Origin of the sequence: Streptomyces sp. NPDC001222, assembly GCF_042896945.1 — a bacterium.
GTDB lineage: Bacteria > Actinomycetota > Actinomycetes > Streptomycetales > Streptomycetaceae > Streptomyces > Streptomyces gibsoniae.
Genome location: NZ_JBIAXT010000001.1, coordinates 624933 through 645256, shown reverse-complemented (window position 1 = coordinate 645256; position 20324 = coordinate 624933). Strand labels below are relative to the sequence as shown.

General features: G+C 71.7%; 18 protein-coding genes and 1 pseudogene. 12 read left to right on the top strand and 7 right to left on the bottom strand.

What is annotated here, in order from left to right; translation table 11 throughout:
• Positions 1-2 precede the first annotated feature (2 nt).
• Positions 3-707, bottom strand: a complete 705-nt coding sequence (gene fabG, locus ACFY2Z_RS02950; protein WP_311698174.1) for a 3-oxoacyl-[acyl-carrier-protein] reductase — start codon at positions 705-707, stop codon at positions 3-5.
• Positions 708-977: 270 nt separating this feature from the next.
• Between fabG and ACFY2Z_RS02945 the strand changes: the two genes are divergently transcribed.
• From ACFY2Z_RS02945 to tyrS, 3 genes are all read left to right on the top strand, one after another.
• Positions 978-2501 (top strand): TldD/PmbA family protein, encoded by a 1524-nt coding sequence (locus tag ACFY2Z_RS02945; RefSeq protein WP_390742385.1) that lies wholly within the window; start codon positions 978-980, stop codon positions 2499-2501.
• Positions 2498-3892, top strand: a complete 1395-nt coding sequence (locus ACFY2Z_RS02940) for a metallopeptidase TldD-related protein (RefSeq protein WP_390742384.1) — start codon at positions 2498-2500, stop codon at positions 3890-3892. Before ACFY2Z_RS02945 ends, ACFY2Z_RS02940 begins: the two co-directional genes overlap by 4 nt.
• A gap of 78 nt (positions 3893-3970) precedes the next feature.
• Positions 3971-5239, top strand: coding sequence for a tyrosine--tRNA ligase (tyrS, locus tag ACFY2Z_RS02935; RefSeq protein WP_390742383.1), 1269 nt, complete (start codon positions 3971-3973; stop codon positions 5237-5239).
• Between the two features lie 44 nt (positions 5240-5283).
• Here tyrS and ACFY2Z_RS02930 read toward each other — a convergent pair whose 3' ends face one another.
• A complete protein-coding gene (locus ACFY2Z_RS02930) occupies positions 5284-5562 on the bottom strand; it encodes a GlsB/YeaQ/YmgE family stress response membrane protein (protein ID WP_390742382.1) in 279 nt (92 codons plus the stop codon).
• 243 nt (positions 5563-5805) lie between these two features.
• On the opposite strand from ACFY2Z_RS02930, the gene ACFY2Z_RS02925 reads away from it, so the two are divergent.
• Positions 5806-6201 (top strand): DUF3099 domain-containing protein, encoded by a 396-nt coding sequence (locus ACFY2Z_RS02925; RefSeq protein ID WP_390742381.1) that lies wholly within the window; start codon positions 5806-5808, stop codon positions 6199-6201.
• A gap of 259 nt (positions 6202-6460) precedes the next feature.
• Positions 6461-6697, top strand: a complete 237-nt coding sequence (locus ACFY2Z_RS02920) for a hypothetical protein (protein ID WP_390742380.1) — start codon at positions 6461-6463, stop codon at positions 6695-6697.
• A 21-nt stretch (positions 6698-6718) separates the two neighbouring features.
• Here ACFY2Z_RS02920 and moaA read toward each other — a convergent pair whose 3' ends face one another.
• The 3 genes from moaA to ACFY2Z_RS02905 all read right to left on the bottom strand — a co-directional run bounded on the left by moaA (position 6719) and on the right by ACFY2Z_RS02905 (position 9826).
• Positions 6719-7708, bottom strand: a complete 990-nt coding sequence (gene moaA, locus ACFY2Z_RS02915; RefSeq protein WP_390742379.1) for a GTP 3',8-cyclase MoaA — start codon at positions 7706-7708, stop codon at positions 6719-6721.
• Between the two features lie 145 nt (positions 7709-7853).
• Positions 7854-9473, bottom strand: a complete 1620-nt coding sequence (locus tag ACFY2Z_RS02910) for a cation acetate symporter (RefSeq protein WP_390742378.1) — start codon at positions 9471-9473, stop codon at positions 7854-7856.
• Positions 9470-9826 carry a DUF485 domain-containing protein gene (locus ACFY2Z_RS02905; RefSeq protein ID WP_311698166.1) on the bottom strand — a complete coding sequence of 119 codons (357 nt, stop codon included), beginning with the start codon at positions 9824-9826 and terminating at the stop codon, positions 9470-9472. Before ACFY2Z_RS02905 ends, ACFY2Z_RS02910 begins: the two co-directional genes overlap by 4 nt.
• 298 nt (positions 9827-10124) lie before the next feature.
• Here ACFY2Z_RS02905 and ACFY2Z_RS02900 point away from each other — a divergent pair, with 298 nt between their 5' ends.
• The 3 genes and pseudogenes from ACFY2Z_RS02900 to ACFY2Z_RS02890 all read left to right on the top strand — a co-directional run.
• Complete coding sequence (locus ACFY2Z_RS02900; RefSeq protein WP_390742377.1) at positions 10125-11657, top strand: S8 family serine peptidase; 1533 nt, start codon at positions 10125-10127, stop codon at positions 11655-11657.
• 133 nt (positions 11658-11790) lie between these two features.
• Positions 11791-13224, top strand: a complete 1434-nt coding sequence (locus tag ACFY2Z_RS02895; protein WP_390742376.1) for a CoA transferase — start codon at positions 11791-11793, stop codon at positions 13222-13224.
• Between the two features lie 39 nt (positions 13225-13263).
• Positions 13264-13959 (top strand): annotated as a pseudogene (locus ACFY2Z_RS02890) (CopD family protein); the annotation flags it as partial.
• Here ACFY2Z_RS02890 and ACFY2Z_RS02885 read toward each other — a convergent pair.
• Together ACFY2Z_RS02885 and ACFY2Z_RS02880 are read right to left on the bottom strand one after the other, a co-directional pair.
• A complete protein-coding gene (locus tag ACFY2Z_RS02885) occupies positions 13960-15006 on the bottom strand; it encodes a zinc-dependent alcohol dehydrogenase family protein (RefSeq protein WP_390742375.1) in 1047 nt (348 codons plus the stop codon). It abuts the pseudogene before it with no gap.
• Between the two features lie 158 nt (positions 15007-15164).
• Positions 15165-15875 carry a VIT family protein gene (locus ACFY2Z_RS02880; RefSeq protein WP_390742433.1) on the bottom strand — a complete coding sequence of 237 codons (711 nt, stop codon included), beginning with the start codon at positions 15873-15875 and terminating at the stop codon, positions 15165-15167.
• Between the two features lie 341 nt (positions 15876-16216).
• On the opposite strand from ACFY2Z_RS02880, the gene ACFY2Z_RS02875 reads away from it, so the two are divergent.
• The 4 genes from ACFY2Z_RS02875 to ACFY2Z_RS02860 all read left to right on the top strand — a co-directional run bounded on the left by ACFY2Z_RS02875 (position 16217) and on the right by ACFY2Z_RS02860 (position 20321).
• A complete protein-coding gene (locus ACFY2Z_RS02875) occupies positions 16217-17245 on the top strand; it encodes a DEDDh family exonuclease (RefSeq protein WP_390742374.1) in 1029 nt (342 codons plus the stop codon).
• 93 nt (positions 17246-17338) lie between these two features.
• Positions 17339-17572, top strand: coding sequence for a hypothetical protein (locus ACFY2Z_RS02870; RefSeq protein WP_311698160.1), 234 nt, complete (start codon positions 17339-17341; stop codon positions 17570-17572).
• 48 nt (positions 17573-17620) lie between these two features.
• Positions 17621-18409, top strand: coding sequence for an SURF1 family protein (locus ACFY2Z_RS02865; RefSeq protein WP_390742373.1), 789 nt, complete (start codon positions 17621-17623; stop codon positions 18407-18409).
• 127 nt (positions 18410-18536) lie between these two features.
• Entirely contained in the window at positions 18537-20321 is a 1785-nt protein-coding gene (locus tag ACFY2Z_RS02860; RefSeq protein WP_390742372.1) for a glycoside hydrolase family 15 protein, read from the top strand.
• The last annotated feature ends 3 nt before the right edge of the window (positions 20322-20324 follow it).

The window sequence follows — 20324 nt, the reverse complement described above, 5'->3', positions numbered from 1 at the left end:
GATCAGTGACCCATTCCCAGTCCGCCGTCAACGGGGATGACGGCTCCAGTGATGTACGAGGCGTCGTCGGAGGCGAGGAACCGCACCGTCGCGGCGATCTCCTCCGGCCGCGCGTACCGGCCGAGCGGTACCTGCGACACGATGTTCTGGCGCTGCTCGTCGGTGAGCACCTTGGTCATGTCCGTGTCGACGAAGCCGGGGGCGACGACGTTGAAGGTGATGTTGCGCGAGCCCAGCTCACGGGCGAGGGAGCGCGCGAAGCCGACCAGGGCGGCCTTGGAGGCGGCGTAGTTCGCCTGCCCGGCGGACCCGAGCAGCCCCACGACCGACGAGATGAGCACGACGCGGCCCTTCTTGGCGCGCAGCATGCCGCGGTTGGCGCGCTTGACGACGCGGAAGGTGCCGGTGAGGTTGGTGTCGATGACCGAGGTGAAGTCCTCCTCGGACATCCGCATCAGAAGCTGGTCCTTGGTGACGCCGGCGTTGGCGACCAGGATCTCGACCGGGCCGTGCTCGGCCTCGATCTCCTTGTAGGCCTGCTCCACCTGCTCGGTGTCGGTGATGTCGCACTTGACCGCGAGGAAGCCGGCCGGCGGCTCGCCCGAGCGGTACGTGATCGCGACCTTGTCGCCGGCGTCGGCGAACGCGCGGGCGATGGCGAGGCCGATGCCCCGGTTGCCTCCAGTGACGAGAACCGAGCGGCTCAACGGATCACCCTTTCGATAGCGGTCTGGAACCCCTGCACAGACAGGCGCCTTCATCGAAAACCTATCGGTCCGGGCCGCCGCGCGGACAATCGGGCACCGACAGTGGCGCCGGGGGCACGCTGTCGGATCCCTACAGAATCGGCGGCCGTGGAGTGAGTCGGGACGGTCCTGGGAGGCGAAGGTCCGGTCGCCGGACGCAAAGGTGTGGTCCGTACGGTCACTCGCGAGACATGATCGGATCCGACAGGCCACGACAGCAGGGAGACCTCCGTGCCGCATTCCATCGACGAAGCCTTCACGGCACTGCCGCTGCGGGCCCTGGCCGACGCCGCGCTGGCACGCGCGCGTGCGCTGGGGGCCGAACACGCGGACTTCCGCTTCGAGCGGGTGCGCAGCGCCGCGTGGCGGTTGCGTGACGGCAAGCCCGCCGGGTCGTCGGACACGACCGACCTGGGGTACGCGGTGCGGGTCGTGCACGGCGGGACCTGGGGGTTCGCCTCGGGTGTCGACATGACGCTCGACGCCGCCGCCAAGGTCGCGTCGCAGGCGGTGGCGATGGCGAAGCTGTCGGCGCAGGTGATCAAGGCGGCTGGGTCGCAGGAGCACGTGGAGCTGGCCCAGGAGCCGGTGCACGCGGAGCGGACCTGGGTGTCCTCGTACGAGATCGATCCGTTCACCGTGCCCGACGAGCACAAGACGGGGCTGCTGGCCGACTGGAGCGCGCGGCTGCTCGCGGCCGACGGCGTCGACCATGTGGACGCCTCGCTGCTGACCGTCCACGAGAACAAGTTCTACGCCGATACGGCGGGCACCGTGACCACCCAGCAGCGCGTACGGCTGCATCCGGAGCTGACCGCGGTCTCGGTCGACGAGTCCACCGGTGAGTTCGACTCGATGCGCACGCTCGCGCCGCCGGCCGGCCGCGGCTGGGAGTATCTGACGGGCACCGGCTGGGACTGGGACGCGGAGCTGGAGCAGATGCCGGAGCTGCTCGCCGAGAAGATGCGCGCCCCCAGTGTGCAGGCGGGCGTGTACGACCTGGTCGTCGACCCCTCCAACCTTTGGCTGACCATTCACGAGTCCATCGGCCACGCCACCGAGCTGGACCGGGCGCTCGGCTACGAGGCCGCGTACGCCGGTACCTCCTTCGCCACCTTCGACCAGCTCGGCAAGCTGCGGTACGGCTCCGAGCTGATGAACGTCACCGGCGACCGCACCGCCGAGCACGGCCTCGCGACGATCGGCTACGACGACGAGGGCGTCGAGGCCCAGTCCTGGGACCTGGTCAAGGACGGCACGCTGGTCGGCTACCAGCTGGACCGGCGCATGGCCCGGCTGACCGGGTTCGAGCGGTCCAACGGATGCGCCTACGCCGACTCGCCCGGGCACGTTCCCGTGCAGCGCATGGCCAACGTGTCGCTCCGGCCGGACCCGGCCGGGCTGTCGACCGAGGACCTGATCGGCAGCGTGGACCGCGGCATCTACGTCGTCGGGGACCGCTCCTGGTCCATCGACATGCAGCGCTACAACTTTCAATTCACGGGCCAGCGGTTCTTCCGGATCGAGAACGGGCGGATCACCGGCCAGCTGCGCGATGTCGCCTACCAGGCCACGACCACGGACTTCTGGGGTTCCATGTCGGCCGTCGGCGGTCCGCAGACGTATGTCCTGGGCGGCGCCTTCAACTGCGGCAAGGCCCAGCCGGGCCAGGTCGCCGCGGTCTCGCACGGCTGCCCGTCCGCCCTGTTCAGGGGAGTCAACATTCTCAACACCACGCAGGAGGCCGGTCGATGAGCGCCCGTACGAACAAGCCGCACGAGATCGTCGAGCGCGCCCTCGCGATGTCCCGCGCGGACGGGTGCGTCGTCATCGCCGACGAGCACTCCACGGCCAACCTCCGCTGGGCGGGCAACGCGCTGACCACCAACGGGGTCACGCGCGGACGCACCCTCACCGTCGTGGCGACCGTCGACGGCGCGCAGGGGACGGCGTCCGGGGTGGTCTCCCGCTCGGCCGTCACCGCGGACGAGCTGGAGTCGCTGGTCCTGGCCGCGGAGGCCGCCGCGCGCGGCGCGGGCCCCGCCGAGGACGCGCAGCCGCTGGTGACGGGGGTGACGCAGTCCCCGGACTTCACGGAGCCGCCCGTGGAGACCTCCTCCGCCGTGTTCACGGACTTCGCGCCGGCGCTCGGCGAGTCCTTCGCACGCGCGCGTGCGGGCGGCCGCGAGCTGTACGGCTTCGCCAACCACGAACTCGTCTCGACGTATGTCGGCACGTCGACCGGGCTGCGGCTGCGCCACGACCAGCCGAGCGGCACCCTGGAGCTCAACGCCAAGTCCCCGGACCGCCTGCGCTCGGCGTGGGCGGGACGTTCGACGCGGGACTTCAAGGACGTCGACCCGGCGGCGCTGGACGCCGAGCTGGCGCAGCGGCTGGCCTGGGCGAAGCGCAAGGTCGAGCTGCCCGCGGGCCGGTACGAGACGCTGCTGCCGCCGACCGCGGTCGCGGACCTGCTGATCTACCAGATGTGGTCGTCGACGGCCCGGAACGCGGCCGAGGGCCGCACGGTCTTCAGCAAGCCCGGCGGCGGCACCCGCGTGGGCGAGCGGCTCTCCCGTCTGCCGCTGGCCCTGCGCAGCGACCCGAACGAGCCCGGCCTGGAGACGGCGCCCTTCGTGATCGCGCACTCCTCCGGCGACGCCGCGTCGGTCTTCGACAACGGGCTGCCGCTGACGGCCACCGAGTGGATCGGCGACGGAGAGCTGAGGCGTCTGACGACCACCCGGCACAGCGCGGCCCTGACCGGCCTCCCGCTCGCCCCGGCGATCGGGAACCTGATCCTGGACGGCGGCTCCGACCGCTCCCTGGAGGAGATGGTCGCGGACACCGAGCGCGGACTGCTGCTGACCTGTCTCTGGTACATCCGCGAGGTCGACCCGGCGACGCTGCTGCTGACCGGACTGACCCGGGACGGCGTCTACCTCGTGGAGAACGGCGAGGTCACCGGGGAGGTCAACAACTTCCGGTTCAACGAGTCCCCGGTCGACCTGCTCGGGCGGGCCGAGGAGGCCGGGCGCACGGAAAAGACGCTGCCGAGGGAGTGGAGCGACTGGTTCACTAGGGCTGCGATGCCGGCCCTGCGGGTGCCGGACTTCAATATGAGCTCTGTCAGCCAGGGCGTATAACCTCGTAGCCGGTGGTCGTTCGACCGCCGCCGACGTCATCCAGGGCCATCCAAGGTCATCCAAGGAGATACGAGAACCGTGACGGACATCGTCGACGAGCTGAAGTGGCGCGGGCTGATCGCCCTCTCCACGGACGAGGACGCATTGCGCAAGGCGTTCGCGGACGGTCCCGTCACGTTCTATTGCGGCTTCGACCCGACCGCGCCCAGCCTGCACCTCGGCAACCTCGTGCAGATCCTGACGATGCGCCGCATCCAGCAGGCGGGCAACCGCCCGCTGGGCCTGGTCGGGGGTGCCACGGGCCTGATCGGCGACCCCAAGCCGACCGCGGAGCGCACGCTGAACGACCCCGAGGTCGTGGCCGGCTGGGTGGCGCGGCTGCGCGGCCAGATCGAGAAGTTCCTCGACTTCGAGGGCCCGAACGCCGCGACCATGGTCAACAACCTGGACTGGACCCAGGGCCTGTCGGCCATCGACTTCCTGCGGGACATCGGCAAGCACTTCCGGGTCAACAAGATGATCGCGAAGGAGGCCGTCTCCCGGCGGCTGAACTCGGACGCGGGCATCAGTTACACCGAGTTCAGCTACCAGATCCTTCAGGGCATGGACTTCCTGGAGCTGTTCCGGAGGTACGGCTGCACGCTCCAGACCGGTGGCAGCGACCAGTGGGGCAACCTCACGGCGGGTGCGGACCTGATCCACAAGGTGGAGCCGCATGTCCCGGTGCACGCGCTGGCCACGCCGCTGATCACCAAGGCGGACGGCACCAAGTTCGGCAAGACGGAGTCCGGCACGGTCTGGCTCGACCCGGAGCTGACCACGCCGTACGCCTTCTACCAGTTCTGGCTGAACGCCGACGACCGTGACATCTCCAAGTTCCTGCGCATCTTCAGCTTCAGGTCCCGTGAGGAGATCGAGGAGCTGGAGCAGCAGACCGAGGAGCGTCCGCAGGCCCGTGCCGCGCAGCGCGCACTCGCCGAGGAGCTGACGACGCTGGTCCACGGCGCCGAGCAGACGGCCGCCGTGACCGCCGCGTCCAAGGCCCTCTTCGGCCAGGGCGAGCTGGCGGACCTCGACGCGACGACGCTGGCCGCGGCCCTCTCCGAGGTGCCGAACGTGCAGGTCTCCGAGCTGCCGACGGTCGTGGACCTGTTCGCCGAGGTCGGCCTTGTGGCCAGCAAGTCGGCCGCGCGTCGCACGGTGAAGGAGGGCGGCGCCTACGTGAACAACGCGAAGGTCACCTCCGAGGACGCGGTGCCCTCCCAGGAGGACCTGCTGCACGGGCGCTGGCTGGTGCTGCGCCGCGGCAAGAAGAACCTGGCCGCGGTCGAGGTCACGGGCGCCTGAAGAGGGGCGTTCCCGTCGGGGAACGCCCCTCTTCTCTCGGTGCTTCAGACCCTCTCCCGGCGTCTGCCCTTCGTCGACATGTACGCCATCTCGCCGAGGAAGACGAGGACGACCGCGGCGGCGAGCTGCAGACCGTGCCGGCCCCAGTCGATCCCCCGGGTCTCCGCGATCCCGATGGCGCGGGCCACGGCGTTGCCGACGATGCCGCCGATCATGCCCATGATGGTGGTCAGCCAGAGCGGGCTGTGCTGTCTGCCCGGCAGGATGAGCTTGGCCAGCAGACCCAGGATGAATCCGACGATGATCGCCCACAACCAGCCCATGGCTGCCTCCTCGTACGGCTCGACGCGAGCGGTACGCCCAGTCTCGGGGGGTCCGCCATACGGCGCATGTCGGGTGCAGCCGTACGCGCGAGTGCGCAGCGCGTACGCCCAGGCAGGGTGCCCCCGGTCTCGTGGCCGCCGCAGGCGCGGCGTAACGTGGTGAGTGTTCGGGCTCGGCCCCTGACCGGCTACGGACCAGGTACGGGCCGGGGAGGGTCCGATGCAGGCGGGTGGTGGAATGTGATGCGGAAGCTGCACAGCGGTGAGCAGACCCAGGTGTACCGGATCACGGGCGCCCGGCAGGGACTGGCGGCGGACGTACGCGGCCGGCAGCGTCGCTATGTCATCTCCATGAGCATCCGCACGGTCGCGGTGATCCTCGCCGCCACGCTCTGGAACGTGGAGCGGCCGTTCGCCGTCGTCGCGCTGGTCCTGGGGGCGGTCCTGCCCTATGTCGCGGTGGTCGTCGCGAACGCGGGCCGGGAGAACGCGCCGTCGCTGCCGTCGTCGTTCCTCAACGTCCCGGTGCGCCCGATGATCACGCCGCCCGACGCGGGCAAGCACACGGAATCCGTCCCGGAGGAAGAGCCGGCCGAACCCTCGGCCGACGCCCGGGAAGAGCCGCGCGAGCGGGCCTGAGCACGGCGGGCGCCGGATACGGAATTCCGCCCTTCGCGAAGCTCAAGAAAAGCTCAGGACAATCATGTTGTTCCGGTGCCGGGCACCGGGTCACCCGTGACATACTTCGTACGCGCTCCGCATCCCCCGTCGGAGCGAAAGACCGACGCCGGGCAGCTCCCCCCGTGGCTGCTCGGCGTCGCCTTTCGGTGCCGTCGCGCTGTCACGTGTCGACCGGCTCATGGAGCGCGCGCGGGAGCACGTTAGGGTCGGGCATGTGATGCTCCCTGATCCCGACTCCCCCATCTGCTCCGCCAAGGGCTGCCGAGCCGCCGCCGTGTGGGTGCTCGCCTGGAACAACCCGAAGCTGCACACACCGGAGCGCCGCAAGACCTGGCTGGCGTGCGATGAGCACCGCGAGTATCTGTCGAAGTTCCTGAGCGTACGAGGGTTCCTCAAGGACGTCGTGGCGCTCGCGGAGTGGGAGTCCCCCGAGAGCGGCCCCTCGGCGGGCTGAGCACCCATTTGCGCGGGGCCCTCAGCCGCCGATCGCGGACATCGGCCGCTCCGGCTGCAGGAACGAGGGGTCGTCCAGTCCCGAGCCCGCCTTCTTGCCCCACATCGCGAGGCGCCAGATGCGGGCGATCTCCTCGTCGGGGGCGCCCGAGCGCAGCGCCGCGCGCAGATCGGTCTCCTCGGTGGCGAACAGACAGGTGCGTATCTGGCCGTCGGCTGTCAGCCGGGTGCGGTCGCAGGCCGCGCAGAAGGGCCGGGTGACCGAGGCGATCACGCCCACGCGATGCGGGCCCCCGTCGACGATCCAGCGCTCGGCCGGAGCCGAGCCCCGCTCCTCGGCACTCTCGGCGGTCAGCTCGAAGCGGGTGCGCAGGGAGGCGAGGATGTCCCCCGCGGTGACCATGCCCTCGCGCTTCCAGCCGTGCTGGGCGTCCAGCGGCATCTGTTCGATGAAGCGCAGCTCGTACCCCTCGCGGACCGCCCAGGCGAGGAGGTCCGGTGCCTCGTCGTCGTTGAGCCCCGGCATCAGGACGGTGTTGACCTTGATCGGGACGAGGTCCGCCTCGTGCGCGGCCCGGAGGCCGTCGATGACGTCCCGGTGGCGGTCCCGGCGGGTGAGCGCCTTGAAGACGTCGGGGCGGAGGGTGTCCAGGGAGACGTTCACCCGGTCCAGGCCCGCCGCCTTCAGGGCCGCGGCCGTGCGCTTGAGGCCGATGCCGTTGGTGGTGAGGGATATCTGGGGCCGGGGATCCAGCGCGGCGACCCGCTCCACGATGCCGACCAGGCCGGGGCGCAGCAGCGGCTCGCCGCCGGTGAAGCGGACCTCCTCGATCCCGAGGGTGGTGACCGCGATGTCGATCAGGCGGACGATCTCGTCGTCCGTCAGCAGATCGGGCTTGGCGAGCCACTGCAGGCCCTCCTCGGGCATGCAGTAGGTGCACCGCAGATTGCACCGGTCGGTCAGGGAGACTCTCAGGTCGGTGGCCACCCGGCCATAGGTGTCGATGAGCACGGGGCCCCCTCCCTCGTCGCGGATCACTCTTCCGTCAACTGCGAGCCTACGCGACGGCGCAGACAACGGCAGCGGCCCGATCCCATGCGGTGCGCGACGGCCGTGTCGCGGATGGAGCTCTCCGCGACACGGCCTCGGCGGGCGGTCAGTGCGCCCCGGTGCCGGTCAGGGACCGTACCTCCAGCTCCGCGTACTTGCCGGGGTCCGGCTGCTCCTTGGACAGGAGCGTGCCGAGCCAGCCCAGCAGGAAGCCGACCGGGATGGAGATGATCCCGGGGTTCTCCAGCGGGAACCACTGGAAGTCGGCGTGCGGGAACATCGACGTCTCCTTTCCGGAGACCACCGGCGAGAACAGCACCAGGCCGACGGCGGTCACCAGGCCGCCGTAGATCGACCACAGGGCGCCGGCGGTGGTGAACCGCTTCCAGAAGAGGCTGTAGAGGATCGTCGGCAGATTGGCGGAGGCGGCGACCGCGAAGGCGAGGGCGACCAGGCCCGCCACGTTCAGGTCGCGGGCGAGGGCGCCCAGGGCGATGGAGACGGCGCCGATGCCGACCGTCGCCCAGCGGGCCGCGTTCACCTCCTGTTTCTCGCTCGCCTGCCCCCTCCTGATGACGTTCGCGTAGATGTCGTGCGCGAACGAGGAGGACGAGGCGAGGGTCAGGCCCGCGACCACCGCGAGGATCGTGGCGAAGGCGACCGCGGAGATGGAGGCGAGCAGGATCGCCCCCCAGTCGGAGTGCGTGCCTCCCAGATGCAGGGCGAGCAGGGGCGCCGCCGTGTTGCCCGCCTTGTTGGAGGCGATGATCTCGTCGGGCTTGATCAGGGCGGCGGCACCGAAGCCGAGGGCGAGGGTCATCAGGTAGAAGGCGCCGATGAGGCCGATGGCCCAGTTCACCGACTTCCGGGCGGCCTTGGCGGTGGGCACCGTGTAGAAGCGGATCAGGATGTGCGGCAGGCCCGCGGTGCCGAGGACCAGGGCGATGCCCAGGGAGAGAAAGTCCAGCTTGCTGGTGCCGGTGGCGCCGTACTTCAGTCCGGGCTCCAGGAAGGCCGACCCCTTGCCGCTGTTGCTCGCGGCCTTGCCGAGCAGGTCCGAGAGGTTGAAGTGGAACTTCAGCAGCACCAGGAAGGTCAGCAGCAGGGCGCCCAGGATCAGCAGGACGGCCTTGACCATCTGCACCCAGGTGGTGCCTTTCATGCCGCCGACGGTGACGTAGACGATCATCAGGACGCCGACCAGGGCGACGATGCCGACCTTGCCGCCGTCGCTGGTGATGCCGAGGAGCAGGGAGACCAGGACGCCCGCTCCCGCCATCTGGGCCAGCAGGTAGAAGATCGACACCACGATCGTGGAGGTGCCGGCCGCGGTGCGGACCGGGCGCTGGCGCATGCGGTACGCGAGGACGTCGCCCATGGTGTACCGGCCGGAGTTGCGCAACGGCTCGGCGACCAGCAGCAGGGCCACCAGCCAGGCGACCAGGAAGCCGATGGAGTACAGGAAGCCGTCGTAGCCGAAGAGGGCGATGGCGCCCGCGATCCCGAGGAAGGACGCGGCGGACATGTAGTCGCCGGAGACCGCGAGTCCGTTCTGGAAGGCGGTGAACTGGCGGCCGCCCGCGTAGAAGTCGGCGGCGCTGCGGGTCTGGCGGCCCGCCCAGACTGTGATGACGAGGGTCGCCAGGACGAAGACCGCGAACAGCGTGATGATCAGCGGTCGGTGCTCGCTCGCCTCACCGGCGGCCAGGACGAGGTCCGGGCTCATGCGCCGCCCTCCATCCGGGACTTGATGGCCTCGGCCTTGGGATCGAGCTGGGCGGCGGCGTGGCGCGAGTACCACCACGCGATCAGGAACGTGGTGAGGAACTGGGCGAGGCCGAGCACCAGGGCGACGTTGACGTTGCCGAAGAGCTTGGTGCCCATGAACCCGTCCGCGTAGTTCGACAGCAGCACATAGGCCAGGTACCAGGCGATGAACGCCACGGTCAGCGGAAAGGCGAACGAGCGGTGGGAGCGGCGCAGTTCACCGAACTCGGCGCTCTCCTGGACCGCGATGAACGCGTCGGTGGACGGAAGACCTGTTCCGGTCTTGGAGGGGGGAGGTGCGTCGGTGGCCACGATGTCTCCTCGCATTGCGGACCTCATAGTGACGCGGGTCACATCACCGAATGCGAACGTAACGCTCCGATGTGTGATCCGACAGGGGGCGGTGACCGCCGGGGTGCCCCCTGCCCGAGGTCACGGCGCGACTCATGGGCCGGTTCAACTCTCTTGGTTTCTTTTTTACGTGGTCTCCGCAATCTCATTGCCCACCGGTCGGGACCCGGATAGCGTCGCACTGCACCACCCGTCATGTACCTGCCGGGATGCCACCGCGTTCCGGCACGTTCACGTTTCCGGATGATGTGGAGATCCCATGGCTCATCTGCGTTCCAGACGCCGGCTCGCCCTCGCCGTGCCGGCCGTGCTGTCGCTCACCGCCTCTCTGGGCTTCCTGCCGAGCGCCGCGTCGGCCGCCGCCCCGCGCACCGACACCGTGGCACGGACCGCCGACGCGCCCGAACTCGCCTACGTCGTCAACACCCGGACGGACCGTCACACGCTCACCTCGGTGCAGCGGGCGATCACCGCGGCGGGCGGCACGATCGTGGTGACGTACGACAGGATCGGTGTGTTCGTCGTCCACTCCGCGAACCCCGACTTCGCCAGGACGCTGCGCGGCGTGCGCGGGGTGCAGTCCGCGGGCGCGACCCGGACCGCCCCGCTGACCGCGGCGGGCACGACGGACGAGGGCGCGGCCCAGTACCTGACGAAGACGCAGGCGGCGAAGGCCGCGAGCGCCTCGGCGAGTGCGGGCGAGAGCGAGCCCCTCGAAGCCGACCAGTGGGACCTGCGCGCCATCGGCGCCGACAAGGCCGCGAAGATCAACCCCGGCAGCCGCGAGGTCACGGTCGCCGTCATCGACACCGGGGTCGACGACACCCACCCGGACCTCGCCCCCAACTTCTCCGCGTCGCAGTCCGCGAACTGCGTCGGCGGCAAGGCGGACACCTCCTACGGCGCCTGGCGGCCCGCGAAGCCCGATCACTACCACGGCACGCATGTCGCGGGTGAGATCGCGGCGGCCCGCAACGGCATCGGCGTCGCCGGTGTCGCGCCGAACGTCGAGGTCTCCGCGATCAAGGTGGCCGACCCGGTCAACGAGCTGTTCTACCCCGAGAGCGTCGTCTGCGCGTTCGTGTTCGCCGCCGACCACGGCGTGGAGATCACGAACAACAGCTACTACGTGGACCCGTGGCTCTACAACTGCATGGACGACCCGGACCAGCGGGCCATCGTGGACGCGGTCGACCGGGCTCAGCGGTACGCCCAGCACAAGGGCACCCTCAGCATCGCCTCCGCGGGCAACTCCAACGACGATCTCGACTCCCACTCCCTGGTCGACGCCTCCAGCCCGGACGACTCCACCGCGACGACCCGCACGGTCGACCCGCACGAGTGCTTCGACGTGCCGACCCAGCTGCCGGGTGTGGTCACGGTCAGCGCGACGGGTGTCACGAAGGCCAAGTCGTACTACTCCAGTTACGGCGACGGCGTGATCGACGTGGCAGGGCCGGGCGGTGACAAGTACCAGATCCCGGACACCCCGTCGAAGAACGGCCGCATCCTCTCCACCATGCCGGGCGGCCAGTACGCCTATCTGCAGGGCACCTCGATGGCGTCGCCGCACGTCGCGGGCGTGGCCGCGCTGCTGAAGTCGGCCCATCCGCGGGCGACTCCGGGCCAGCTCCAGGCACTGCTCAAGGCGCAGGCCGACAACCCCGGCTGCCCGGCCGGCCCCTACGACGGCAACGGCGACGGGGTCGTGGACGCCACCTGCGTGGGCGGCAAGCGCGTGAACGGGTTCTACGGCTTCGGCATCGTCAACGCGCTGCGCGCGGTCAAGTAGCCCTCTACAGCGCGAGTTCGCCGAAGGGCGCGGGCTTCCGCGCCGTCGACGACAGGCCCCGGTGAAGCCGCCGCACCGGGGCCTGTCCCGGCGCCCTCTGGCCATGATCCAGTACACCGGGCATAGTCCGTCCATGACCGATACGGACGTGGCATGGGCGGCACTGGGCGGGGACCCCGCACTGGTGCACAGGATCTCGAACGTCGTACGCGAGGGGACGCTGCCCTCGACGCTGCCGGTACGCGAGGTGGCGCGGGCCTGTGTCGGGGTCTGCGCGCTGGCCGCCGCCGAGTGGGGCGCCCGGCGGGCCGGGCTGCCGGACGTGCCCGAGGTACGCGTGGACGACGGGGCCGTGGCCACCGCCTTCCACAGCGAGCGGCAGCTGCGGGTCGACGGCCGCGCCCCGGTCAACTTCGCACCTCTGTCCCGGTTCTGGCGCGCGACGGACGGCTGGGTGCGCACGCACGCCAACTATCCCCATCACCGCGCGCGGCTGCTCGGCGCTCTCGGACTGGCGGCGGACGCGTCCGTGGACATCGTGGCCGCCGCGATCGCCGAGCGGTCGGCCGTCGAGGTGGAGGACAGCGTCTACGCGGCCGGAGGGCTCGCGGTCGCATTGCGCACGCCCGGGGAGTGGGCGGCGCACGAGCAGGGGCGCGTAGTGGCCGCGCAACCATTGGTGGGCCGTGAGCGGCTCGACAAGGCGCCTGTACGCCCCCTCGTCCCGCTCGTACGCTCCGCCGCCGAGCCGCTGCTCCCCGCCGCCGGTCTGCGGGTGCTCGACCTCACCCGGGTCATCGCCGGCCCCGTGGCCACCCGCACGCTGGCGCTGCTCGGCGCGGACGTGCTGCGGATCGACAGTCCGCAGCTTCCCGAACTCCCCGATCACCACGCCGACATGAACTTCGGGAAGCGCTCCGCCGCCCTCGACCTGGCGGCGCCCGCCGACCGGCGGGCCTTCGAGGAACTGCTGGCCGAGGCGGACGTGGTCGTCACGGGCTACCGGCCCGGCGCGCTCGACCGCTGGGGGCTCACCGCCGGGCAACTGGCCGAGCGGCGGCCGGGACTCGTCGTGGCGCAGCTGTCGGCGTGGGGGGCGTACGGGCCCTGGGGCGGGCGACGGGGCTTCGACAGCCTGGTTCAGGTCGCCACCGGGATCGCGGTGACCGAGGGGTCGGTGGAGGAGCCGGGTGCCCTGCCCGCCCAGGCGCTGGATCACGGCTCGGGGTATGTGCTGGCCGCGGCGGTCCTGCGGTCGCTCACCGAGCAGACGGAGGAGGGCGGCACCCGGGTCGTACGGCTGGCACTGGCACGGACGGCGGCCTGGCTGACGGACGGCAGGGACCGGGCGGCCGAGCGCACCGGGGCCGGGTACGACGGCCCGGCGGTCGCGGCGGCGTACGACGGCCCGGAGCCCTGGCTGGCGGAGACCGACAGCGCCCTGGGACGGCTGCGGTACTCCCTGCCACCGGTGCACTTCACGGACGGACCGTCCGACTGGACACGGCCGCCCGGGCAGTGGGGGCAGGATCCGGTCCGGTGGGCCACGGCGGCGTCGGCGGGCTGAACGAGCCGGAGACGGGACCGGGCGCCGGGGCATCGGGCGGCGCCCGGGCGGGGGCGTGTCGCCGGAATGCCGCTCCCCTACTTGCCGCACGCGGTCGTGCCCACCGGCGATCTGATCCCGCACCGGCTCTCCGGGATCGACGTCGGCGGGCTGTACGGGACCCGGGACGGCCTGCCGGCCCTCCTGGAGGTCGACGCGTTCCTCGCCGCCGGGCTGTGCGCGCTGCCCCGGCGGCCGTGGCCGCTCGCCGCGGTCGCCGTCGCCGAGACGCCGTGCGCTCCCGGCGGAACCGAGCCCGCTGCTCGGCTTCGCACCGACCCTCGTCCACCTCGGGTGCGCGTCCCTGTGGGCGGGGTCTGGCGCATGTGCTGCGGACGCTGCGGCACATGCCCCCGGGAGGCGGGCGCCGCGCTGCTGGGGCGCTACGCGCGCGTGGCGGCCGCCCTGCTCGCCGCGATCACCGCGACGGGGGTCCGCAGTTCACTGCGCCGGATGCCGCCGGACAGGCTCCCCGACCGGCTGACGTCCACGGCGTACTGCCGCGCCCTGCTCGCCGAGGTGCTGCTGGTGGCCGTGGTCGCCGTACTCGCCCTGAGCGCGCGGCGGCGGCTGCGGCGCGCGCCCGGCCCGCTCGGCGCCGCCACTCCCGCGCGTGCGGAGGTGGCGGCGCCGGGCCTGGTCGTCGCGGTGTCCGGACCGCTGACGGCGCTGCCGCTGCCGATCCGCCGCTCGTGATCAGCCGGCCGTGACGAGCACCTTCAGCGCCGTGCGCTGGTCCATCGCCTGGTAGCCCTCGGGCACGCCTTCCAGGCCGACCGTCCGGTCGAAGACCGGCGAGGGGTCGATGGTGCCGTCGAGGATGTCCGGGAGCAGCTCGGGGATGTACGCGCGCACCGGCGCGACGCCGCCGCGCAGGGCGAGGTTCCGGTCGAACATGATGCTCAGGTCGAGGCCGGTGCCGCTGCCGTGCGGAACACCGACGAAGCCGATGGCGCCGCCGTCGCGGGCGATGTTCACGGCGGTCCGCATCGACTGCTCGGTGCCGACGGCCTCGACGACGGCGTGCGCGCCCTGACCTCGGGTCAGTTCCCGAACGGCTTCCACGGCTTCGTCGCCGCGCTCGGCGACGACGTCGGTGGCGCCGAAGCGGCGGGCGATGTCCGTACGGACCTGGTGGCGGCCCAGTGCGATGATCCGCTCGGCGCCGAGCCGCTTGGCGGCCAGCACGGCGCACAGGCCGACGGCCCCGTCACCGACCACGGCGACCGTGGCGCCCGGGCGGGCGCCCGCGCCGAGGGCGGCGTGGTGGCCGGTGCCCATGACGTCGGAGAGCGTCAGCAACGCGGACAGCAGACGGTCGTCGGAGGCGGCCTCCCTGGGCAGCCGGACGAGGGTGCCGTCGGCGAAGGGCACGCGCACGGCCTCGCCCTGGCCGCCGTCGTAGCCTACGGAGCCCCAGAAGCCGCCGTGCTCGCAGGAGGTGTTCAGTCCCTCGCGGCAGTAGTCGCAGACGCCGTCTGACCACATGAAGGGCGCGACGACGAGGTCACCGCGCCGGACGCCGGTGACGTCGGAGCCGGTCTCCTCCACGAAACCGAGGAACTCGTGCCCGATCCGCTGTCCCGGCTGCCGGACGGCCTCACCGCGGTAGGCCCACAGGTCGCTGCCGCAGATACAGGCCCGCAGCACACGGACGACCGCGTCGGTGGGCTCCTGCACCACGGGCTCGGGCACGTCCTCCACCCGCATGTCGAAGGGGGCGTGGATGGTGGTGGCGCGCATGGCGAGGATCCTTCTCGTGCGATCGTTCGGGGTGCGCTCGGGGGGTGGTCGAGCGCACTTCACGGTACGCCGTGACGGTCTTCGGTCGCGCGCCGAGGGGGCCTCGGACCAGCGCCGCCGCAACGGCGGAGACAGCCCGTGCCGGGGGGTGGACCCCCTCACACCCCCGCCGCGCCCAGCAGCGCCCCAGCCGCATAGGTGACCCCCATCGCCAGCGCCCCGCCCGCCACGTTCCGCAGCACGGCGCGGCGGGGCCTCGCCGCGCCGAGGCGGGCGCTGGTCCAGCCGGTGACCACCAGGGCGGCCAGGACGGACAGGACCGTCACCGGGAGCCGCCAGACCATGGGCGGCAGCACGATGGCGAGCAGCGGCAGCAGCGCGCCCACCGTGAAGGCGAGGAAGCTGGCCCATGCCGCGTGCCACGGGTTCGCCAGCTCGTCGGGGTCGATGCCGAGCTCCACGCGCGCGTGGGCGCGCAGCGCGTCCCGTGCCGTCAACTGGGCGGCGGCCTCACGGGCCACCTCCCGCGTGAGGCCCCGGCGCTCCAGCAGTTCGGTGAGCTCCGCCAGCTCCGCCTCCGGCTGCTCCGTCAGCTCCCGCCGCTCCAGGGCCAGCGCCGCCTTCTCCGAGTCCCGCTGCGTCGAGACGGACACGTACTCGCCCGCGGCCATCGACATGGACCCGGCGAGCAGACCCGCGAGCCCGGCCGTCAGCAGCGCCCCGCGGTCGGTGGTGGCGCCCGCGACGCCGACGACGAGTCCCGCGGTGGAGACGATGCCGTCGTTGGCGCCGAGCACCGCGGCCCGCAGCCAGTTCAGCCGCGAGCCGAGCGCGCCCGCATGGGCCTCGTCGTGTGCCGGGCCGCCCATGGGCGCTCCACCGGATACCGCATCGCTCACGCCGGGAGGGTCTCATTCCGGGCGGGAAGGGACAGCGGGCCACGCCGACGGGCGCAAGGAGGATTCCGGTGCCGTCGTCCGCACCGGCCCGAAGGCACGGCGAAGCGGGCGGCGGCGCACCGGAGTTCTGGGGATCCGTGTGCAGCTCCCCGCTCACGACACGCCCTGCCGACGCCCTGCCGGCCGACCGGGGGCGAACTCCGATGAGGGGCCGCGGGGTTGTGCGCACCCCCGCGCGCAGGGTGCGCGAAGGGCCCCGCCGGGCCGGGCAGGCGCGCTGGTGTCAGCCGCGGCCCGTATCCTCAGTGACCATGCTCGAAGACCAGACGACCGCAGCGTCCTCCCCCACACCGTGGCCGGCCGCGTATCCGAAGGGATACGCGGTCGTTGACGTGGAGACCACCGGCCTGGCCCGGGACGACCGGATAATCTCCGCGGCCGTCTACCGCCTGGACGCACGCGGCGAGGTCGAGGACCACTGGTACACGATGGTCAACCCGGAGCGCGACCCGGGCCCGGTGTGGATCCACGGTCTGACGAGCGAGATGCTCGAAGGCGCCCCGCTCTTCGGGGACATCGCCGAGGAGTTCGCCACTCGGCTCGCGGACCGGGTGCTCGTCGCGCACAACGCCGTCTTCGACTGGCAGATGATCGCGCGGGAATACGCGCGTGCGCGAGGCGAGGCGCCGGTGCGTCAGCGACTGTGCACCATCGCGCTCTCCAAGGAACTGGGCCTTCCGTTGCCCAACCACAAGCTGGAGTCGCTGGCCGCGCACTTCGGCGTGGTCCAGCAGCGCGCCCACCACGCGCTCGACGACGCCCGGGTGCTGGCGGAGGCGTTCCGGCCCAGCCTGCGGGCCGCCGCGGCGGACGATCTGCGGCTGCCGTTGCAGGAGTGCCGGGCGCTGACCGAATGGGCGGACCGGCCCGCGCCGCTCATCGGACAGCAGCCGGGCGGCTACGGCGGCTACCGGCCGAGCAGCTGGCGCCCCTCCCGTAAGAGGCCCGCATGCCCCTTCCCCAACCCCGGGCGGTACGAAGAGGGCAGACCCCTCAAGCAGGGCATGCGAGTCGCCTTCTCCGGGGACACCTCGGTCGACCGGGAACTGCTGGAGGACCGCGCGACGGAGGCCGGCCTGCATGTCTCGACGAGCCTGTCCCGGCTGACGAGCCTGCTCGTCACCAACGATCCGGACTCGAGTACGTCCAAGGTGGTCAAGGCGCGGCAGTACGGCACACCGGTGATGGACGAGGCGGCGTTCGGCCAGCTGCTGCGAGACGTCGAGCCGGCGGCGGACAGAGCGGCCTCCGCCGCGGGGCGCGGGCCCGGCGGCCGCTGACGGACGGACCGGCGGTCGGCGTACGGGTGATTACCGTACGACTCGCCCGCCGCCCGCTCGCCCGCGCCCCGGCGACGGCTCACCCTGTGGCGCATGGCGAGATGCGAAGTGTGCGGCAATGACTATGGAATGACCTTCGAGGTGCACGCGCAGGGCGAGGTGCATGTCTTCGACTGTTTCTCCTGTGCGATCCACCGGATGGCGCCGATCTGCGAGCACTGTCGTGTGCAGATCATCGGTCAGGGTGTCGAGGCGGAGGGCCACTGGTACTGCGGAGCCCACTGCGCCCGCGCCGAGGGGAGGGTGGGGATCGTCGACCGGGTCTGAGGAGACCCCCCTCACGGCGCCCCACGTACCGAGATGTACGGTCGTGGGGTGTACCGCTTCCTGTTGTCCCGGCAATGGGTGATCCTTACCCTTGTCGCCGTCGCGCTCATCCCGACGATGATCGATCTGGGCTTCTGGCAGCTGCACCGCCATGAGCACAAGGTCGCGCTGAACAAGGTGATCACCGCCTCGCTGGCGGCGACGCCCGTGCCGGCCGAATCGCTGACCTCGCCCGGGGCCAGGATCCCGCACGACGACCTGTACCGACGGGTCACGGCCAAGGGCACCTTCGACACCGCCCACGAGGTCGTGGTGCGCCGCCGCACCAACGCCGACGGCGAGGTCGGCTACCACGTCCTGACCCCCTTCGTCCTGGACGACGGGAAGGTCCTGATGGTCAACCGGGGCTGGATCCCGGCGAACGGCGCGCAGACCGCCTTCCCCAGGATCCCCGCACCCGCGCAGGGCGAGACCACCGTCACGGGCCGGCTGATGCCGGACGAGACGACGGCGGAGAGCGGCATCAAGAACGTCCAGGGCCTGCCGGAGCGCCAGGTCATGCTGATCAGCAGCGGACAGCAGGCGCAGAGTCTGGGCAAGCAGGTCCTCGGCGGCTATGTCGAGCTGACCTCGCCCGCCCCGAAGGACGGCAGCCCCGAGCTGCTGCCCGACCCCGAGCACAGCGACATCGGCCCGCACATGGCCTACGCCATCCAGTGGTGGCTGTTCTCGGCGGGCGTGCCCTTCGGCTGGTTCGTCCTGGCCCGACGGGAGGCGCGCGACCGCACCGAGGCGGCCGAGCAGCCGGTGGAGGAACCCGAACCGGCCACGGCCTGACCGCCGCACCGGCCACGCCATCCAGGCTCCCCGGCGCGACCGCCGGAGCCTCAAGGCCGGTAGGCCGACCGGGCCACCGGCACGATCAGGCTGATTTGAGGTGCGGTGCGCCGGGAACCCGCACCCCGTGCATCCCCGGATCGAGGATTACGCGCTCATCGGCGACGAGCAGACCGCCGCCCTGGTCGGCCGCGACGGCTCCGTCGACTGGCTGTGTCTGCCCCGTTTCGACTCGCCGGCCTGCTTCGCCAGACTGCTCGGCGACGAGGAGAACGGCCACTGGACCATCGCCCCGGAGGGCGCCGGCCCCTGCACCCGCCGCGCCTACCGCCATGACACCCTCGTCCTCGACTCCGAGTGGGACACCCCCGACGGCTCGGTCCGCCTCACCGACTTCATGCCCCAGCGCGACCGCGCCCCCGACCTCGTCCGCGTGGTCGAGGGCCTCGAAGGCCGCGTCACCCTGCACGGCCGGCTCCGGCTGCGCTTCGACTACGGATCGATCGTGCCGTGGGTGCGCCGCACCGACAGCGACCGCCTGGCCATCGCGGGACCCGACGCGGTGTGGCTGCGCAGCGAGCCGGCGGTGCACACCTGGGGCCAGGACTTCGCCACCCACTCCCAGTTCACCGTCGGCAAGGGCGAGAAGGTCGTCTTCGTCCTCACCTGGCACCCCTCGCACCACCCCCGTCCCCCGCTCATCGACCCGTTCGAGGCACTGGAGAACAGCGTCGGCGACTGGCGTGCCTGGGCGGCCCGCTGCCGTTACCGGGGGCCGCACCGGGACGCGGTGGTCCGCTCCCTGATCACCCTCAAGGCCCTCACCCACGAACCCACCGGCGGTATCGTCGCCGCCCCCACCACCTCCCTGCCGGAGGCGCTGGGCGGCGTCCGCAACTGGGACTACCGCTACAGCTGGCTGCGTGACTCCACGCTCACCCTGGAGGCCCTGCTGACGGCCGGTTACCACGAGGAGGCCGAGGCCTGGCGCGACTGGCTGCTCCGCGCGGTGGCCGGTGATCCGGCGGATCTGCAGATCATGTACGGGCTGTCGGGCGAGCGGCGCATGCACGAGTACGAGCTGCCCTGGCTGACCGGCTTCGGGGGTTCGGCACCGGTCCGGGTCGGCAACGACGCGGTGCGACAGCTTCAGCTGGACGTGTACGGCGAGGTCATCGACTCGCTGTCGCTGGCCCGGAGCGCGGGCCTGCCGGTCAGGCCGCACATGTGGCGGGTGCAGTGCGCGCTGATGGAATTCGTGCGCACTGCGTGGCGCGAGCCGGACGCGGGGCTGTGGGAGGTGCGCGGCAAGCGCCGCCACTTCGTGTACTCGAAGGTCATGGCGTGGGTGGCCGCCGACCGGGCCGTCAGGGCCCTGGAGTCCGATCCCGGGCTCGAAGGCGATCTGGAGGGATGGCGGGCCATGCGGGACGAGGTGCACGAGGAGGTGTGCGCACGCGGGTTCGACCCCGAGCGCAACACGTTCACGCAGTATTACGGCTCGCGCGCGCTCGACGCCTCGCTGCTGCTGCTCCCGCGCGTGGGCTTTCTGCCCGGGGACGACCCCCGGATCGTCGGCACCATCGACGCGGTGCGCGCGGAGCTGGCGGTCGACGGCCTCCTGCGCCGGTACAGCACGGAGAACTCCGATGTGGACCCGCTGCCCGGCGGTGAGGGCGCCTTCGTCGTCTGCTCCTTCTGGCTGGCCCAGGCCCTGCACCGCGCGGGCCGCACCGAAGAGGCCCGCGAACTGTTCGACCGGCTGGTGGGGCTCTGCAACGACGTCGGGCTGCTCTCCGAGGAGTACGACCCGGCGGCCGGCCGCCAGCTCGGGAACTTCCCGCAGGCGTTCAGCCACCTCGGTCTGGTGGGGACCGCCCTCGCTCTCTACGGGGACCGGACGGCAGGATAGGGG

Excerpts from the sequence above, each read along its gene's own strand:
- ACFY2Z_RS02940 (WP_390742384.1), top strand. The coding sequence starts at position 2,498 with ATGAGCGCCCGTACGAACAAGCCGCACGAGATCGTCGAGCGCGCCCTC.
- ACFY2Z_RS02930 (WP_390742382.1), bottom strand. The coding sequence starts at position 5,562 with ATGGGCTGGTTGTGGGCGATCATCGTCGGATTCATCCTGGGTCTGCTG.
- ACFY2Z_RS02925 (WP_390742381.1), top strand. The coding sequence starts at position 5,806 with ATGCGGAAGCTGCACAGCGGTGAGCAGACCCAGGTGTACCGGATCACG.
- ACFY2Z_RS02920 (WP_390742380.1), top strand. The coding sequence starts at position 6,461 with ATGCTCCCTGATCCCGACTCCCCCATCTGCTCCGCCAAGGGCTGCCGA.
- ACFY2Z_RS02910 (WP_390742378.1), bottom strand. The coding sequence starts at position 9,473 with ATGAGCCCGGACCTCGTCCTGGCCGCCGGTGAGGCGAGCGAGCACCGA.
- ACFY2Z_RS02900 (WP_390742377.1), top strand. The coding sequence starts at position 10,125 with ATGGCTCATCTGCGTTCCAGACGCCGGCTCGCCCTCGCCGTGCCGGCC.
- ACFY2Z_RS02895 (WP_390742376.1), top strand. The coding sequence starts at position 11,791 with ATGACCGATACGGACGTGGCATGGGCGGCACTGGGCGGGGACCCCGCA.
- ACFY2Z_RS02885 (WP_390742375.1), bottom strand. The coding sequence starts at position 15,006 with ATGCGCGCCACCACCATCCACGCCCCCTTCGACATGCGGGTGGAGGAC.
- ACFY2Z_RS02880 (WP_390742433.1), bottom strand. The coding sequence starts at position 15,875 with ATGGGCGGCCCGGCACACGACGAGGCCCATGCGGGCGCGCTCGGCTCG.
- ACFY2Z_RS02875 (WP_390742374.1), top strand. The coding sequence starts at position 16,217 with ATGCTCGAAGACCAGACGACCGCAGCGTCCTCCCCCACACCGTGGCCG.
- ACFY2Z_RS02870 (WP_311698160.1), top strand. The coding sequence starts at position 17,339 with ATGGCGAGATGCGAAGTGTGCGGCAATGACTATGGAATGACCTTCGAG.